At 62.6% G+C, this 16,909-nt stretch carries 19 protein-coding genes; 13 read left to right on the top strand and 6 right to left on the bottom strand.

Going from position 1 to position 16,909, the window contains the following annotated elements; all coding sequences use genetic code 11:
- Positions 1 to 54: 54 nt before the first annotated feature.
- From urtB to ureC, 10 genes are all read left to right on the top strand, one after another.
- A complete protein-coding gene (gene urtB, locus AB4N42_RS28455) occupies positions 55 to 1,557 on the top strand; it encodes an urea ABC transporter permease subunit UrtB (protein ID WP_460115667.1) in 1,503 nt (500 codons plus the stop codon).
- Positions 1,557 to 2,636: an urea ABC transporter permease subunit UrtC gene (urtC, locus tag AB4N42_RS28460; protein WP_122567259.1), complete on the top strand. Its 1,080-nt coding sequence runs from the start codon at positions 1,557 to 1,559 to the stop codon at positions 2,634 to 2,636. The genes urtB and urtC overlap by 1 nt, the downstream gene beginning before the upstream one ends.
- The gene (gene urtD, locus AB4N42_RS28465; RefSeq protein ID WP_460115669.1) at positions 2,633 to 3,493 is read left to right on the top strand and encodes an urea ABC transporter ATP-binding protein UrtD; all 861 of its coding nucleotides are present in this window, start codon (positions 2,633 to 2,635) and stop codon (positions 3,491 to 3,493) included. The genes urtC and urtD overlap by 4 nt, the downstream gene beginning before the upstream one ends.
- A 118-nt stretch (positions 3,494 to 3,611) precedes the next feature.
- Positions 3,612 to 4,310: an urea ABC transporter ATP-binding subunit UrtE gene (urtE, locus tag AB4N42_RS28470; RefSeq protein ID WP_460115671.1), complete on the top strand. Its 699-nt coding sequence runs from the start codon at positions 3,612 to 3,614 to the stop codon at positions 4,308 to 4,310.
- Positions 4,311 to 4,340: 30 nt separating this feature from the next.
- Complete coding sequence (locus AB4N42_RS28475; protein WP_030140108.1) at positions 4,341 to 5,183, top strand: urease accessory protein UreD; 843 nt, start codon at positions 4,341 to 4,343, stop codon at positions 5,181 to 5,183.
- 81 nt (positions 5,184 to 5,264) lie between these two features.
- The gene (ureA, locus tag AB4N42_RS28480) at positions 5,265 to 5,567 is read left to right on the top strand and encodes an urease subunit gamma (RefSeq protein ID WP_007907366.1); all 303 of its coding nucleotides are present in this window, start codon (positions 5,265 to 5,267) and stop codon (positions 5,565 to 5,567) included.
- Positions 5,568 to 5,576: 9 nt separating this feature from the next.
- Positions 5,577 to 6,110, top strand: a complete 534-nt coding sequence (locus tag AB4N42_RS28485) for a GNAT family N-acetyltransferase (protein WP_030140109.1) — start codon at positions 5,577 to 5,579, stop codon at positions 6,108 to 6,110.
- Between the two features lie 5 nt (positions 6,111 to 6,115).
- On the top strand, positions 6,116 to 6,649 hold the full coding sequence (locus AB4N42_RS28490; RefSeq protein WP_249876328.1) for a GNAT family N-acetyltransferase: 534 nt from the start codon (positions 6,116 to 6,118) through the stop codon (positions 6,647 to 6,649).
- A complete protein-coding gene (locus AB4N42_RS28495) occupies positions 6,646 to 6,951 on the top strand; it encodes an urease subunit beta (protein WP_030140111.1) in 306 nt (101 codons plus the stop codon). Before AB4N42_RS28490 ends, AB4N42_RS28495 begins: the two co-directional genes overlap by 4 nt.
- A 126-nt stretch (positions 6,952 to 7,077) precedes the next feature.
- Positions 7,078 to 8,778 carry an urease subunit alpha gene (ureC, locus tag AB4N42_RS28500; RefSeq protein ID WP_460115673.1) on the top strand — a complete coding sequence of 567 codons (1,701 nt, stop codon included), beginning with the start codon at positions 7,078 to 7,080 and terminating at the stop codon, positions 8,776 to 8,778.
- 147 nt (positions 8,779 to 8,925) lie between these two features.
- On the opposite strand, the gene AB4N42_RS28505 is transcribed toward ureC, so the two are convergent.
- Together AB4N42_RS28505 and AB4N42_RS28510 are read right to left on the bottom strand one after the other, a co-directional pair.
- Entirely contained in the window at positions 8,926 to 9,225 is a 300-nt protein-coding gene (locus AB4N42_RS28505) for a chaperone modulator CbpM (RefSeq protein ID WP_030140113.1), read from the bottom strand.
- Between the two features lie 51 nt (positions 9,226 to 9,276).
- Positions 9,277 to 10,215, bottom strand: a complete 939-nt coding sequence (locus tag AB4N42_RS28510) for a DnaJ C-terminal domain-containing protein (protein WP_030140114.1) — start codon at positions 10,213 to 10,215, stop codon at positions 9,277 to 9,279.
- 296 nt (positions 10,216 to 10,511) lie between these two features.
- On the opposite strand from AB4N42_RS28510, the gene AB4N42_RS28515 reads away from it, so the two are divergent.
- Positions 10,512 to 11,777: an Hsp70 family protein gene (locus AB4N42_RS28515; RefSeq protein WP_217861135.1), complete on the top strand. Its 1,266-nt coding sequence runs from the start codon at positions 10,512 to 10,514 to the stop codon at positions 11,775 to 11,777.
- Positions 11,778 to 11,893: 116 nt separating this feature from the next.
- Here the strand turns inward: AB4N42_RS28515 and AB4N42_RS28520 are convergent, their stop codons facing one another.
- The 4 genes from AB4N42_RS28520 to AB4N42_RS28535 all read right to left on the bottom strand — a co-directional run bounded on the left by AB4N42_RS28520 (position 11,894) and on the right by AB4N42_RS28535 (position 15,190).
- Positions 11,894 to 12,907, bottom strand: coding sequence for an AI-2E family transporter (locus AB4N42_RS28520; RefSeq protein WP_030140118.1), 1,014 nt, complete (start codon positions 12,905 to 12,907; stop codon positions 11,894 to 11,896).
- Between the two features lie 139 nt (positions 12,908 to 13,046).
- Positions 13,047 to 13,343: a PsiF family protein gene (locus AB4N42_RS28525; protein ID WP_460115675.1), complete on the bottom strand. Its 297-nt coding sequence runs from the start codon at positions 13,341 to 13,343 to the stop codon at positions 13,047 to 13,049.
- A gap of 216 nt (positions 13,344 to 13,559) precedes the next feature.
- Positions 13,560 to 14,450: an esterase/lipase family protein gene (locus tag AB4N42_RS28530; protein ID WP_030140120.1), complete on the bottom strand. Its 891-nt coding sequence runs from the start codon at positions 14,448 to 14,450 to the stop codon at positions 13,560 to 13,562.
- A gap of 101 nt (positions 14,451 to 14,551) precedes the next feature.
- Positions 14,552 to 15,190, bottom strand: coding sequence for an FMN-dependent NADH-azoreductase (locus AB4N42_RS28535; RefSeq protein WP_217861132.1), 639 nt, complete (start codon positions 15,188 to 15,190; stop codon positions 14,552 to 14,554).
- A 129-nt stretch (positions 15,191 to 15,319) separates the two neighbouring features.
- On the opposite strand from AB4N42_RS28535, the gene AB4N42_RS28540 reads away from it, so the two are divergent.
- Together AB4N42_RS28540 and AB4N42_RS28545 are read left to right on the top strand one after the other, a co-directional pair.
- Positions 15,320 to 16,261: a LysR substrate-binding domain-containing protein gene (locus AB4N42_RS28540; protein WP_323154780.1), complete on the top strand. Its 942-nt coding sequence runs from the start codon at positions 15,320 to 15,322 to the stop codon at positions 16,259 to 16,261.
- A gap of 56 nt (positions 16,262 to 16,317) precedes the next feature.
- On the top strand, positions 16,318 to 16,848 hold the full coding sequence (locus AB4N42_RS28545; protein ID WP_030140123.1) for a ferritin-like domain-containing protein: 531 nt from the start codon (positions 16,318 to 16,320) through the stop codon (positions 16,846 to 16,848).
- Positions 16,849 to 16,909: the final 61 nt, after the last annotated feature.

Consider the following 16,909-nt stretch of genomic DNA (forward strand, 5'->3'; position numbering starts at 1 on the left):
GCCTTCGCGAGCAAGCCCGCTCCCACAAAAGAAGTTTTGCGCAAGGCCAACAATATGCCCACCGCCCTCTACCGCTTGATCCTCACCATCACATTCTTATTGCCGATGGCCTCATACGCCGGCGACGCCGAAGACTTCGTCGCCGCCAACCCGACCCAGCAGGCCAAGCTCCTGGAAACCTGGGCCGCGCAGCCGGAGCCTGAGCGCGTCGAACTGATCAACGCCTTGCAGCAAGGCCAGTTGACCGTCGACGGCCAACCCAAGACCCTGCGCCTGAACAACCGCTTGCGAGGGCTGATCGAAACCGCCCTGGCCAGCCATCAACTGCTCGCGGTCGATGCCCGCGTACGCCTGGGCGCCGCGCAACAACTGCAGAAAAGCGCCCGCCCGGCGCAACTGGCGTTTCTTGATCGGCAACTGGCCGGTGAGCAGGACGAAGACGTCCACGCCGCCCTGAGCCTGGCCCTGGCGAATCTGCAACTGGTGGACGGCAACCCGAACGTACGCCTCGCCGCCGTGCGCCTGCTGGGGGAAACCGGCGACCCGCTGGCCCGCACCCGCCTCGAAGGCCTGCTCGAACCCGGCGTCGAAACCGATGGCGCGGTGCGCACCGCCGCTGAAACCAGCCTCAGCCAGGTCAAGCGCAAACTCCTGGTTGGCGAGTTGCTGGGCCAGGCGTTCAGCGGCATGTCCCTGGGCTCGATCCTGCTGCTGGCCGCCCTTGGCCTGGCGATTACCTTCGGCCTGCTGGGGGTGATCAACATGGCCCACGGCGAGATGCTCATGCTCGGCGCCTACTCCACCTACGTGGTGCAGATGCTGTTCCAGCGCTTCGCCCCGAACGCCATCGAGTTCTATCCATTGATCGCCCTGCCGGTGGCGTTTTTCATCACCGCCGCCATCGGCATGGCCCTGGAACGCACGGTGATCCGTCACCTCTACGGGCGGCCGCTGGAAACCTTGCTCGCCACCTGGGGCATCAGCCTGATGCTGATCCAACTGGTACGCCTGGTGTTCGGCGCGCAGAACGTCGAAGTCGCCAACCCGGCCTGGCTGTCGGGCGGGATCCAGGTGTTGCCCAACCTGGTGCTGCCGTACAACCGCATCGTGATCATTGCCTTCGCGCTGTTCGTGGTGGTGCTGACCTGGCTGCTGCTGAACAAGACGCGCCTGGGCCTGAACGTCCGCGCGGTAACGCAGAACCGCAACATGGCCGCCTGCTGCGGTGTGCCCACGGGCCGGGTGGACATGCTCGCCTTCGGCCTCGGCTCGGGCATCGCCGGGCTTGGCGGCGTGGCCCTGAGCCAGATCGGCAACGTCGGCCCGGACCTGGGCCAGAGCTACATCATCGACTCGTTCCTAGTGGTGGTGCTCGGCGGCGTCGGCCAGTTGGCCGGCAGCGTGTTCGCTGCGTTCGGCCTGGGCATCGCCAACAAGATCCTCGAACCGCAGATCGGCGCCGTGCTCGGCAAGATCCTGATCCTCGCGCTGATCATTCTGTTCATCCAGAAGCGTCCGCAAGGCCTCTTCGCGCTCAAAGGACGGGTAATCGACTGATGAACCAGCCCCTGATGCTCACGGCCACGCAAAAGGCCGGTCCCAAAGTCACCCTCGCCGTCGGCGCGCTGATTCTCGCCGTGCTGTTGAGCCTGCCCTTGCTGTCGTTATTGGCGGCGGACAATCCGCTGCACGTCTCCGCGTACACCCTGACCCTGGTGGGCAAGATTCTCTGCTATGCCATTGTCGCCCTGGCGCTGGACCTGGTCTGGGGCTACGCCGGCTTGCTCTCCCTGGGCCACGGGTTGTTCTTCGCCCTGGGCGGCTACGCCATGGGCATGTACCTGATGCGCCAGGCCGCCGGCGATGGCCTGCCGGCGTTCATGACCTTCCTGTCGTGGACCGAGCTGCCCTGGTACTGGGCCGGCACCGACAGTTTCCTCTGGGCGATGTGCCTGGTGGTGCTGGCGCCGGGTTTGCTGGCGCTGGTGTTCGGCTTCTTCGCCTTCCGCTCGCGGATCAAGGGCGTGTATTTCTCGATCATGACCCAGGCCCTGACCTTCGCCGGAATGTTGCTGTTCTTCCGCAACGAAACCGGGTTTGGCGGCAACAACGGCTTCACCAATTTCCGTTCGATCCTGGGCTTTGGCATCACCGAGCCAGGCACCCGCGCGGTGCTGTTTTTCGCCACGGTGTTGTTGTTGGTGGCGAGCCTGTTCATTGGCTGGCGCCTGGCCCGCAGCAAATTCGGCCGGGTGCTGACTGCCCTGCGCGACGCGGAAAACCGGCTGATGTTCTGCGGCTACGATCCGCGTGGCTTCAAGCTGTTCGTCTGGGTGTTGAGCGCGGTGTTGTGCGGCCTCGCCGGGGCGTTGTACGTGCCGCAAGTGGGCATCATCAACCCCAGCGAAATGTCGCCGACCAACTCCATCGAGGCCGCCGTCTGGGTCGCCCTCGGCGGGCGCGGCACGTTGATCGGACCATTGCTCGGCGCGGGCGTGGTGAACGGCATGAAAAGCTGGTTCACCGTGGCGTTTCCTGAGTATTGGCTGTTCTTCCTCGGCGCACTGTTCATCGTCGTGACCCTGTACCTGCCCAAGGGCGTGATCGGGCTGCTGAAGAAAAGGGGCGAACAATGAGAATCACACCTACGGCGGATTTCATGCTCGAACCTATCCTGGAACCCAACAAAGATCAGGGCAGCAGCCGCGACGCCATCGGCCTCGGCCAGGCAGCGGGCGTTGGCCTGAACACCCGCCACGGCACCATCCTGACCCTGGAAGACATCAGCGTCAGCTTCGATGGCTTCAAGGCGCTGAACGATTTGAACCTGTACATCGGCGTCGGCGAACTGCGCTGCATCATCGGCCCCAACGGCGCGGGCAAGACCACGTTGATGGACGTGATCACCGGCAAGACCCGCCCCAGCCATGGCAAGGCCTGGTTCGGCGAGACCCTCGACCTGACGACCATGAGCGAAGTACAGATCGCCCAGGCCGGGATCGGTCGCAAGTTCCAGAAGCCGACGGTGTTCGAAGCCCTGAGCGTGTTCGAGAACCTGGAGCTGGCGCTCAAGACCGACAAATCGGTGTGGGCCAGCCTGCGGGCGAAACTGACCGGCGAGCAGCACGACCGCATCAGCGAAGTGCTCGAGACAATCCGCCTCGCGACCTCGGTCAACCGCGCCGCCGGATTGCTGTCCCACGGCCAGAAGCAATTCCTGGAGATCGGCATGCTGCTGGTGCAGGACCCGCAACTGCTGCTGCTCGACGAGCCGGTGGCGGGCATGACCGACGCCGAGACCGACTTCACCGCCGAGCTGTTCAAGTCCCTGTCGGGCAAGCATTCGCTGATGGTGGTAGAGCACGACATGGGCTTCGTCGGCGCGATCGCCGACCACGTCACCGTGCTGCACCAGGGCAGCGTGCTGGCCGAAGGGTCGCTGGAACAGGTGCAGGCCGATGAGCGGGTGATCGAGGTGTATTTGGGTCGATAAATCGGCCAGCGCCAAGCCGCAAGCTTCAAGCGGCAAGTTGAAAGCAAAGCCGTACACCATCCTGCTCTTACTTGCAGCTTGAAGCTTGCCGCTTGAAGCTCTAAAAAACGGAGTTCAAATGCTACAAGTCCAACACCTCCACCAATACTACGGCGGTAGCCACATCCTGCGCGGTCTGTCGTTCGACGTGAAGGTCGGCGAGGTGACGTGCCTGCTGGGTCGCAACGGCGTGGGCAAGACCTCCCTGCTCAAATGCCTGATGGGCCTGCTGCCGGCCAAGGAAGGCGCGGTGAATTGGGAAGGCAAGGCCATCACCACCTTCAAACCGCACCAACGGGTGCATGCCGGCATCGCCTACGTGCCCCAGGGCCGGGAGATTTTCGGTCGGCTGACGGTGGAAGAAAACCTGCTGATGGGTCTGTCGCGTTTTCCCGGTTCCGAAGCCAAGGAAGTGCCGGCTTTCATCTACGAACTGTTCCCGGTGCTGCTGCAGATGAAACAGCGCCGGGGCGGTGACCTTTCCGGGGGCCAGCAACAACAGCTCGCCATTGGCCGGGCCCTGGCCAGTCGGCCACGCCTGCTGATTCTCGACGAGCCCACCGAAGGCATCCAGCCGTCGGTGATCAAGGAAATCGGCGCAGTGATCAAGAAACTCGCGGCGCGGGGCGACATGGCGATTTTGCTGGTGGAGCAGTTCTACGACTTCGCCGCCGAGCTGGCCGATCAGTACCTGGTGATGTCCCGGGGCGAGATCGTGCAACAGGGCCGCGGAGAAAATATGGAAGCCGAGGGTGTGCGCGGGCTGGTAACGATCTAGGCTTAGCGTCCCGACGATAATCAGAAAATCATGAATCTACCTGTTACGTCTTCAGCCCTGTTCACACCCAGCTGGCACGCCGAGCTGGACTTGGGCTATGCCCGCTTCGGCGATTGCACACGCCCGGTACAGCGCCGCCACAAGGGCCCGCTGCGGGTGCAGAAGCACTTGTACGCCGAAGGCCCCGAAGTGTGCCAGCACATCATCGTCCACCCGCCCGGCGGGATTGCCGGTGGAGATCGGCTGGACATCTCGGCCCACGTCGGCCCTGGCGCCTGGGCACAATTGACCAGCCCCGGCGCGGCCAAGTGGTACCGCGCCGCGGGCCCGGCGTACCAGCAACTGACGCTGAGCGTGGCCCCCGGCGCGACCCTGGAATGGCTGCCCCAGGAAACCATCGTCTTCAGCGCAGCCCAGGCCGAACTCAGCACAAGCATTGACCTGCTGGGCGATGCCCGGTTGTTCTATTGGGACATGGTTGCCCTCGGCCGGCCAGCCAGTGGTGAGCGATTCGACCTGGGACATTTCCAGTCGCGGCTGGACATCCGCCGCGACGGCCAACTGTTGTGGCATGAGCGCCAGCGCATCGTCGGTGGCGATGGACTGCTGGACTCGCCCATCGGCCTGGGCGGTGATCCGGTATTCGCCACGTTGCTGGTGACCGGCGAGATCGACAGCGAATTGCTTGAACGCTGCCGATCCCTGGGCCATGCCGTGCGCGGCGACCTGACCCAATTGCCCGGTTTGCTCGTGGCCCGCTGCCTGGCGAGCGAGGCGCTAATGGCGCGGGGGTGGTTGATTGAGTTGTGGCGCTTGCTCAGGCCTGCATTGCTTGGAAGAGCGGCCGTGCCACCGAGAATCTGGAGTACCTGAATATGCTTTCCCACAGAGGATCCCCCACAAGGGGACCTGTGTTTACCGCAAGAAATTTTTATCTGCCCTTATGGATTGCACATGGACCTGACCCCACGCGAAAAAGACAAGCTGCTGATCTTCACCGCCGGCCTCGTCGCCGAACGACGACTGGCCCGGGGCGTGAAACTCAACTACCCGGAAGCCATGGCCTATATCTCCGCCGCGCTGCTCGAAGGCGCCCGTGACGGCCAGACCGTGGCCGAGCTGATGCACTTTGGCACCACGCTGCTGAGCCGCGAGCAGGTGATGGAAGGCATCCCGGAAATGATTCCGGAAATCCAGGTCGAAGCGACGTTTCCCGACGGCACCAAACTGGTCACTGTCCATCAACCCATCGCCTGAGGCCACGCCATGACTGCCCATGTTCGTGACGCACAGCCCGCCGACCTGGCGGCGATCCGCGAGATCTACAACGACGCCGTGCTCAACACCACGGCGATCTGGAACGAGCAGGCCGTGGACCTGGGCAACCGCCAGGCCTGGTTCAGCGCCCGGCAAACCCAGGGCTACCCGGTGCTCGTCGCCGTTGACGCCGAGGACAACGTGCTCGGCTACGCTTCCTTCGGCGACTGGCGGCCGTTCGACGGCTTCCGTCACACCGTGGAGCACTCGGTCTACGTACGCAGCGATCAACGCGGCAACGGCCTTGGCCCGTTGCTGATGGCTGTCCTGATCGAGCGCGCCAGGGCCTGCGATAAACACGTCATGGTCGCGGCCATCGAGAGCGGCAACGCAGCCTCGATTCGCCTGCATGAGCGGGTCGGCTTCGTCACCACCGGGCAGATGCCGCAGGTGGGCACCAAGTTCGGCCGCTGGCTGGACCTGACTTTCATGCAGTTGGTCCTCAATCCCGGGGCGCCACCGCCCGCCATCGACAAGGAGTGATACCGATGAACGCCGCCCAGTTGCGTCGAGTCCACGCTGAAAGCTTTGCGCACTATCGCCAGGGCCTGATCGATCTGTTGCTCGACGCCGTGGGTTATGGCGCCAGCGTCGGGTTCATGGCCGACCTCGATGCCGTCCAGGCCCGGGCCTATTTCGACGAGGTCCAGACCAGTCTCAACCAGGGCCACCTGCTGCTGTGGGTGGTGGTCAAGGATGAACAGGTGCAGGCCAGCGTCCAGCTTGCCCTGTGCCAGAAGCCCAACGGCCGCAACCGCGCCGAGGTGCAAAAGCTGTTGGTGCGCGGCGAGGCCCGCCGCCGGGGCCTCGGCCAGCAGTTGATGAGCGCCCTGGAACTCGGCGCCCGCCAGCACAAGCGTGGCCTGTTGTACCTCGACACCGAGGCCGGCTCCGAGGCCGAGGCGTTCTACCGCGCCATGGGCTACACCCGTGTCGGCGAACTGCCCGACTACTGCCAGAGCCCGGACGGGACCTACACCCCGACCGCCATCTACTACAAGCTTTTGGGGCAACCGCAATGATTCCAGGGCAATACCAGGTCCAACCCGGCGACATCGAGCTCAACGTCGGCCGCCGCACGCTCACGTTGAATGTCGCCAACAGCGGCGACCGACCGATCCAGGTCGGCTCGCACTATCACTTCTTCGAAACCAACGACGCCCTGGCCTTCGACCGCGCCGCCAGCCGTGGCATGCGCCTGAACATCCCGGCGGGCACGGCGGTGCGCTTCGAGCCGGGCCAGAGTCGGGAAGTCGAGCTTGTCGAGCTGGCCGGGTTGCGGCGGGTTTATGGGTTCGCCGGACGAATCATGGGCAGCTTGTGAATGACTTCAGCTGCAAGCTTCTAGCTGCAAGCTGCAAGAAACAGCGGTTTGCGGCGCTCCCCCTGCTTTGTTTTTACTTGAGGCTTGCAGCTTGAAGCTTGCAGCTCATATGCGAGGATCTTTGCAATGAAAATAGGTCGTCAGGCATATGCCGACATGTTCGGCCCCACCGTCGGCGACAAGGTCCGCCTGGCCGACACCGAGTTGTGGATCGAAGTGGAGAAGGACTTCACCACCTACGGCGAAGAAGTGAAATTCGGCGGCGGCAAGGTGATTCGCGACGGCATGGGCCAGAGCCAATTGTTGGCCGCCGAGGTCGTCGACACGCTGATCACCAACGCGCTGATCATTGACCATTGGGGCATCGTCAAGGCCGATGTCGGCCTCAAGGACGGGCGCATCGCGGCGATCGGCAAGGCCGGCAACCCGGACATCCAGCCCGACGTGACCATCACCATCGGCGCCAGCACCGAAGTGATTGCCGGTGAAGGCATGATCCTCACCGCTGGCGGGATCGACACCCATATCCACTTCATCTGCCCTCAGCAGATCGAAGAAGCGCTGATGAGCGGCGTCACCACCATGATCGGTGGCGGCACGGGCCCGGCCACCGGGACCAACGCCACCACCTGCACCTCCGGGCCGTGGCACCTCGCGCGGATGCTGCAAGCCGCCGATGCCTTTGCGATGAACATCGGCTTCACCGGCAAGGGCAACGCCAGTCTGCCGGAGCCGCTGGTCGAACAGGTCAAGGCCGGCGCCATCGGCCTGAAGCTGCACGAAGACTGGGGCACCACCCCGGCGGCCATCGACAACTGCCTGAGCGTGGCCGACCAGTACGACGTGCAGGTGGCGATCCACACCGACACCCTCAACGAATCCGGTTTCGTCGAGACCACCCTGGCCGCGTTCAAGGGCCGCACCATCCACACCTACCACACCGAAGGCGCCGGTGGCGGTCATGCGCCGGACATCATCAAGGCTTGCGGCTTCCCTAACGTGCTGCCCAGCTCCACCAACCCGACCCGGCCGTTCACCCGCAACACCATCGATGAACACCTGGACATGTTGATGGTCTGCCATCACCTGGACCCGAGCATCGCCGAGGACGTGGCATTCGCCGAAAGCCGCATCCGCCGCGAGACCATCGCCGCCGAAGACATCCTCCACGACCTCGGCGCCTTCTCGATGATCAGCTCCGACAGCCAGGCCATGGGCCGTGTCGGCGAAGTCATCACGCGCACCTGGCAGACCGCCGACAAGATGAAAAAGCAACGCGGCGCCCTGCCCGGCGACGGCGAAGGCAACGACAACTTCCGCATCAAGCGCTACATCGCCAAATACACCATCAACCCGGCGATCACCCACGGCGTCAGCCATGAAGTGGGTTCCATCGAGGTGGGCAAGTGGGCCGACCTGGTGCTGTGGCGCCCGGCGTTCTTTGGGGTCAAGCCGACGCTGATCCTCAAGGGCGGGGCGATTGCCGCGAGCCTGATGGGCGACGCCAACGCCTCGATCCCGACGCCACAACCGGTGCACTACCGGCCGATGTTCGCCAGCTTCGGCGGCTCGCGACACGCCACCAGCCTGACCTTCATCAGCCAGGCTGCTGCCGAGGCCGGGTTGCCGGAACAGCTTGGGCTGAAGAAAAAAATCGCAGTGGTCAAAGGCTGCCGCGATGTGCAGAAAACCGACCTGATCCACAACGACTACCTGCCGAGCATCGACGTCGACCCCCAGACCTACCAGGTCAAGGCCGACGGCGTGCTGTTGTGGTGTGAACCGGCGGAAGTGTTGCCGATGGCGCAGCGCTATTTTCTGTTTTGAGGTGATTCAGGCTTGATTCGCTGGATGGGCACATAACCTTGTGGCGAGGGGATTTATCCCCGTTCGGTTGCGCAGCAACCGCAAAAAAAGCAGGGCCGCTGCGCAGCCCAACGGGGATAAATCCCCTCGCCACAGTTTTTTAACAATCTACTCCACCAACCGCCCCAACCGCTGCTTGAGCATGCGGTTTTCACTGCGCAGTTGCTGGACTTCTTCCAGCAGGTCCAGCGCCAGGGCGACGCCTTCCCATTCCAGCTCCAACTCCCGGCGCAGCTTGGCTGCACGCCGGGCCAGGACCAATTCGTAATCAGTAAAGCGCCAGTCCGTGGGGGCCGTGCCGTGAGGTTCGAGGATGCCATGTTCGACGATTTCGATTACATGGACATCGGCCAATGCGGCGGCCTCACAGAATTCCATCAGGTTCAGTTCAATGATCGGGTTGTTCATGGTCTGCTTCTCCCAATGCTTCAGCTGTCGAGTCTAGCCATGATCCTCGGTTCAGAAGTTCTCCCGCGGGTCGAACGCGGCTTTCTTCGCCAGCTCGGCCCACAATGCCTTGACCGACTCATCGCTGGCCTTGGGCATCACGGCCTTGAGCTGAACAAACAAATAGCCGCGCTCACCGGCCTTGTTGCGCAAGCCGTGGCCCTTGGCGCGCATGCGCTGGCCGTTCTGGCTGCCGGCCGGGACCTTGAGGTTGATCTTGCCGGTGAGGGTCGGCACTGCCACCTCCGTGCCCAGCGCCAATTCCCATGGCGCAAGGGGCAAGGTGATGATCAGGTCCTGGCCTTCGACGTCGAACTTGGGGTGCGGGGCGAAACGAATGGTCAGGTACAAGTCGCCATTGGCACCGCCGCCGATGCCCGGCGCGCCCTGGCCCTTGAGGCGGATACGCTCGCCGTCGGTCACCCCCAGCGGGATCTTCACGTTCAGGCTCTTGCTGGTATTGCTCACGTGCTGGCCCGCCGCGTTGTATTGCGGCACCTGGAAGCTGACCTTTTTCGATTCGTTCGACAGGGTTTCTTCCAGGAAGATCGGTAATTCCATTTCCACGTCTTGTCCCCGACGGCCGGCACTGCGACCCGATTGTCCGCCGCCGAAACCCGGCCCGCGATTACCAAAGATCGAACTGAAGAAGTCCGAGAAATCCCCGGTGTCCTGGCCACCAAAACCGCCACGGCTCTGCCAACCCGGTGGGCCCTGGAACGGCTGGCCGTGCTGGCCGTACCGGCGCAAGTCGTCGTATTCGGCGCGCTTGTCAGCGCTTTTCAGCGCTTCATAGGCTTCGGAGACGTCCTTGAATTTGGTCTCGGCGTCTTTCTCCTTGCTCACGTCCGGGTGGTATTTGCGCGCCAACTTTCGATAGGCGGCCTTGATCGTGGCATCGTCGGCCGTCGGCTCGACACCCAGGATCTTGTAATAGTCTTTGAAGTCCATCTTAAGCATCACCATCCGTTATCGATGTTGCACCGCCACGCACAGCATGCCCGAATGTCCGGACAAGGGGTTGACCGGCCTCAAGAGTGTGACCGGACGGTGCATCAGAAGTTTATCGGCAGCGGGTGGCGGTTCTTGTGTCCGCCCGATGGCTGCCAGGCTCATGCCAGCAAGTTTGGGGGTGTGACGTCGTCTTTCAAGGCCAGTGTTTGCGAATTAGCGGATAACCGGCCTTCGAATCCGCTTCGCACTGGCATACACTGCGCGGCCGTTTTTTCGACCGGAACCTGAAAGACATGAAAAACGTATCCCCGGCCCGTGCCTGCGGCATTGACTTCGGCACGTCCAACTCCACCGTCGGCTGGCTGCGCCCCGGCATGGAAACGTTGATCGCGCTGGAGGACGACAAGATCACCCTGCCCTCGGTGGTCTTTTTCAATCAGGAAGAGCGCCGTCCGGTGTACGGCCGCCTGGCCCTGCACGAATACCTGGAAGGCTACGAAGGCCGGCTGATGCGCTCGCTCAAGAGTCTGCTGGGCTCCAAACTGATCAAGCACGACACCAGCGTCCTTGGCACGGCCATGCCGTTCAAGGACTTGCTGGGATTGTTCATCGGCCAGTTGAAGAAGCGTGCCGAAGCCGCCGCCGGTCGGGAATTCGAGGAAGTGGTGCTGGGCCGCCCGGTATTTTTCGTCGATGACGATGAGCTGGCGGACCAGGAAGCGGAAAACACCTTGGTCGACGTGGCCCGCGCCATCGGTTTCAAGGAAGTCTCCTTCCAGTACGAGCCCATCGCGGCGGCCTTCGATTATGAATCGACCATCGAGAAAGAAGAGCTGGTGCTGATCGTCGACATCGGCGGCGGTACCTCGGACTTTTCCCTGGTGCGCCTGTCGCCCGAACGGCGCATGCACGACAACCGCCACGCAGACATCCTGGCCACCGGCGGCGTGCACATCGGCGGGACCGACTTCGACAAGCAACTCAGCCTGCAAGGCCTGATGCCGCTGTTCGGCTACGGCAGCCGCATGAAAAGCGGCGCCTACATGCCCACCAGCCACCACATGAACCTGGCGACCTGGCACACCATCAACGCGGTGTATTCGCAGAAATCCACCCTGGCCCTGGGCAGCATGCGCTACGACATCGAAGACACCGGCGGCATCGACCGGCTGTTCAAGTTGATCGAACAGCGTGCCGGGCATTGGCTGGCGATGGAAGTGGAAGAAACCAAGATCCAGCTGACCCACGCCGACCAGCGCCACGTGGCCCTGGACCGGATCGAACCGGGCCTGAGCGTGGACCTGAGCCGAGCCTTGTTCGAGTCGGCCATCGACGGCTTGCTTGAGCGGGTACGCGGCAGCGTCACGCAGTTGCTCAACGATGCCAACGTGCGGGTTGATCAGGTCGATACGGTGTTCTTCACCGGCGGCTCCAGCGGCATCCCGGCGCTACGCAACAGCGTCTCGGCGATGCTGCCCCAGGCGCGGCATGTGGAAGGCAATATCTTCGGCAGTATCGGCAGCGGGTTGGCGATCGAGGCGATGAAGCGGTATGGGTAAAAAGCAGCTGTGAGCTTCGAGCTGCAAGCGTCAAGGAAGAGCAGTCCGGCGGCGCGGCGGGCTTTGGCTTTTGCTTTTGCTTGCAGCTTGAAGCTCAAAGCTTGCAGCTGCCCCCCCTACACCATCCCCACCTGCTTCAACTCACTCTTGAGATACGCATAGTAGATAGGCCCCGCCACCACCCCCGGCAGGCCGAACGCGGCTTCGAACACCAGCATTGCCATGAGCAATTCCCACGACTTGGCGCTGATCTGCCCGCCGACGATGCGGGCGTTGAGGAAGTATTCGAGCTTGTGGATCACGATCAGGTAACCCAGCGCCGCCACCGCCACCCAGATCGATAGCGACAGCGCGACGATGGTGATCAGCGTGTTGGACATCAGATTGCCGATCACCGGCAGCAGCCCCAGCAGGAACGTCATCACGATCAGCGTCTTGGTCAGCGGCAGGTGGATACCGAACAGCGGCAGCACCACCGCCAGGAAGATCCCGGTGAAGAACGTGTTGAGCATGGAAATCTTGATCTGGGCGAATACGATGTTGCGAAACGCCTTGACCAGCAGGTTCAAGCGATCGAACAGCGCGGCGGCCAGGGGTTTGCGCTTGGTCAGGTCGGGGATGCGCTGCAAGGCAATGATCGCTCCCAGCACCATGCCGATCAGCAGCGTCACGAACATGTGGGCCGCGTCCTTGCCCACCAACTGCAAGTCGCTCAGGTGTTTGCTCACCCAATCACTGATCGCCACCCGGAACTCGGCCGCGCTGGCCGGCAGGTAGGCATCGATGAACGGCGGCAATTGCCCGCGGGCGCGGTCGACCACGCCCATGAATTTATCGAGGGATGCGCCTGGGTTCTCTGCTTCATGCAGCAGGAAGCTGATGGCTCCGGCGAAGATCAGCGACAGCACGCTCACCACCAGCGTGCCCAGCAAGGCCACCGCCAGCCAACGGGCACGCCGGCCTTCGATCAGTCGTTGCAACTGCGGGGTGAGCATGTTGACCAGTTCGAACACCAGCAACCCGGCCAACAGGCTCGGCAACAGGCGCAGCGGCAACACCAGCAACAACCCACCAAAAATGATCACCCAACTGATCACCAACAACACATGACGCTGAGAAAACGTTGGCATACAGCCCCAGGACAAAAAACGGCGTGAAAGGATTGGCAGTCTGCCAGCGATCCACTGGCAGCACTAGGGATTGTATCGGCCGACCTTGGTCGCAGTTCAGGTGTTTTTTTGCAGTGGCTGTGCCGGCCCCACGAATCGATTATTTTTTCTTCAGGCACTCGCTCATGAACGTCTTGCGAGCGTCACCCTTCAGCGCCTGCTCGGTGGCGGTGGCGTTGCAGGACTTCATGCGCTCCTGGGGCGTGCTAGGGGTAGCGGCGGCCGGAGCGGCCTTCAGGCAGTTGCTCATGAATGCTTTGCGTTCGTCGCCCTTGAGCGCCTTGGCGGTGGCGTCCGCGTTGCAGGTGGTCATCTTGGTTTGCTGGGCCGTGGCGGCGAAGCCATGGGAACAGAGCAGCAAACCGATCATCAACAAAGGCACACGGAGCATCTTCATGGTGTTTCTCCTGGTTGCCGCACAAGGGTACGGCGATGGGGTGCAGTGTAGACAAAGCCTGTTACACCTTCATCCATCTCATTGTTCGGTGCCAGGTCCATCGCTTTCGCGAGCAGGCTCGCTCCCACAGTTTGAGCGCGTTTTTCCAGACAGAACGCGGTCATCTGTGGGAGCGGGCTTGCTCGCGAAGAACGATAACGCGGTCCTCCTGACGATCTACACCCCAGCAGCCTTCAACCGCTCGGCATGCTCGACAAACAACCGGATCGGCTCCGCCCCCCGGCCCACCAACCCCAGAGACTGATTGACGATGTCGAAATGGTCCAGTGGATAGTCATCACGAATCACCGTGCCCAGGTGCGAACTGTAGCGCCCGACCATGCCATCACACTGCCCCGCCTCGCGCACGAAGGTCCGGGCAAACAGCCGGCAACTTCGGTTCGTGCCGTCGAACAGGTTGCGGCCCCTGTCGGTCTTGCCCGGCTGCAACGTTCCGGACCAGGAGTAATAACGCACGCCATTGACCTCTTCCGGGCCGTGCCCACCCCAAGTGGAAGGCAAGCCCTGTGGATAACGTTCATTGAACAGCGCCACCCCGGCGGTTGTCAGCGACGCGTGGGAGGCATCGAGGTCAGCCGGCAATCGTGGCCCGCGATAGCCGGTGTCCAGCAAGCACATCAGCACGTTGATCAGTCGCAGCAGGGCACTGAGCAACCGCCCCTTGGCGCTGTCGGCCGGGTAGTGGGTCTGCAGGTAATCGGCCAATTCGGAACCGTGGTTGGTGCCGGCCACCGACGTGACCGACGCCACCAGGTCCGGACGCTTGGCGGCGGCATAGCGAGCGGTCAGACTGCCTTGGCTGTGGCCGATCAGGTTGACCTTCTGCGCGCCGGTTTGCTTCAGCACTTCTTCAATCCGCGCCAACAACTGCTCACCGCGCACCTCGGAGGAATGCAGGGGTGAGACCTTCACCGGGATCACCACCGCCCCGCCCCGGCGCAACGCCTCCACGATGCCATACCAGTACGGATACAAGACCAGGCGAATGAAACCGAGCATGCCCGGGACCAGTACCAGCGGGTAGCGAGTGGCACAGCGTTGCGACATGGCGACATCCTTGCGATCAAGAGGGGTCAGCATCAGTGCCGATGATGACCAGTCTATGACAGCAATGTCACTTCAGCCCGATCACAGCAGGACCCAGGCCATCAGAACGTCCGGGCCAGCGCCAGCAAGCGCTGCTCGGCCTCGGCGCAGGACCGCGCGAAGCTGTGCTCGGTCGACTCTTCGCCTTCGGCCGCCACCACCGTCACGTCATTGATGCCGATAAAGCCCAGGACGGTTCGCAGCCACGTGTCAGCATGGTTCATGGCTTCCAGCGGACCGCCGGGACCGAAGCCAAAATCGCCACGGCTGGTCACGATCAGCGCCTTCTTGCCCAGCACCAGCGGCTCGTACTGCGAAACACCATTATCCAGGCTGTGATTGAACGTCAGGCCGATGCGCACGATCTGGTCGATCCAGGCCTTCACACCGCTGGGCACGCCAAAGTTGTGCATGGGCGCCGAGATCACCAACCGGTCGTGGGCCTTCAGCTCCGCCACCAGGCTGTCGCTCAACGCCAGGTCGGCCTGCATGGTCAGCGGCCGCGCCTGAGGCTCTGGATAAAACGCCGCGGCGATAAAGGCTTCATTCACCGCAGGCATGACGGTGCGGCCGACTTCACGGCGGGTCGGCAAGGACTGAGGATTGGCGGCCTGCCAGGCCGTTATGAACGCTTCCGTCAAGCGCCGGGAATGGGAACGCTCGCCGCGCGGGCTGCCGTGTACGACAAGAATGCTGCTCATCTGTAACTCCTTCATTGCGACTACAATCGGAACTGCTTGTGGCTTGCAGCTTGAGACGTTGTAGCGCTCAGGCTCAAATGAGCGTTAATTGATCAGGATGAGTTGTATTCATCCATTGGAGATTTTCCGATGTTCGCCACCCTGCCCCTCAATGCCTTGCGAGCCTTCGAGTCCGCAGCCCGGCTGCTCAGCTTCAAGGCCGCGGCCGAAGAGCTTTCAGTCACGCCAACGGCGATTTCCCACCAGATTCGCTCGCTGGAAACCTGGCTGGGGATGCCATTGTTCGAACGCCTGCCGCGCCGGGTGCGTCTCACCGATGCCGGGCAGCGTTTATTCCAGAGCTTGCACGGGGCATTGCTGGACGTTGCACAAAGCGTCGACAGCCTGCGCCCGCAACGCAGCACGACCCACCTGACCATCTCCACCACCGCGGCGTTTGCCGCCCTGTGGCTGGTGCCGCGCCTGGGCCGGTTCTATGCGCGCCACCCGAACATCAACGTGCGGCTGGACACCCATTGCGACGTCATCGACCTGCACCAGGACGCCAGCGTCGATCTGGTGGTGCGTTACAGCCTGGACACCTACTCGAACCTGTACGGGCTGTGCCTGTTCGATGAAAGCTTCGGCGTGTATGGCTCGCCGGAACAAGTGGCGCTGGCTACCCGGCAACCGCCGACGTTGATCAGCGTGCGTTGGCACAATTCCAAGTTGTACGCCCATGGCTGGGAGACGTGGTGCGCCCAGGCCGGCGAAACCTGGCTGATCCGCGAGCCGTGTATGCGTGAATACGATGAAGAACACTACGCCCTGCAAGCGGCGATTGCCGGGCAAGGGCTGGTGCTGGCGAGCAATATCCTGGTTTCACAGAGCGTCGCCAGTGGCCTGCTGGTGGGCTATCGCCCGCAGATCCAAATCGACGGTGCCGGCTACAGCGCGCTGTGCGTCCCTGGCCGTGAACGGCATCCGCCGGTTCGGGCATTTTTTCAATGGGTGGAGGAAGAAGCCCGCTTATCCGGGCACACACTGAAAAATCCGGTAAAACTTTTCCAGGGTCGCGTCACTCAGAACTAGAGCGACCACGCCAGCAGAGCGTGGCGCCCTACCGGATCAGCCTCCAGGAGAACGAGATGAGCGACATGCACTTATCCGACGTCACCACCCTGCGCGAACGTGCCCGCCAGAACGTCCAGAACGGCGCCGTCACCGAAGGCTACAACGCCGATCGCCAGGAAATCATCCGCCTGCTGAACGAAGCACTGGCCACCGAATTGGTTTGCACGCTGCGCTACAAGCGTCACTACTTCATGGCCACCGGCCTGAAGGCCAGCGTCGCGGCGAGCGAGTTTCTCGAACACGCCAACCAAGAATCCGAGCACGCCGACCGGCTCGCCGAACGCATCGTGCAACTGGGCGGCGAACCGGAGTTCAACCCCGACCTGCTGACCCGGCATTCCCATGCCCAGTACGTGGCCGGTAATACGCTCAAGGAAATGGTGTTCGAAGACTTGGTGGCCGAACGGATCGCCATCGACAGCTACCGGGAAATCGTGCAGTACATTGGCGAAAAAGACCCGACCACGCGGCGCATCTTCGAAGACATCCTGGCCCAGGAAGAAGAGCATGCCGATGACATGGCCGACATCCTGGCCGATCTGTAAGGGTCTTAAGGGGCCCCATCGCGAGCAAGCTCGCTGCCACATTTTGACCGCATTCCTTCAG

It is taken from the genome of Pseudomonas sp. H2_D02, from assembly GCF_054677635.1.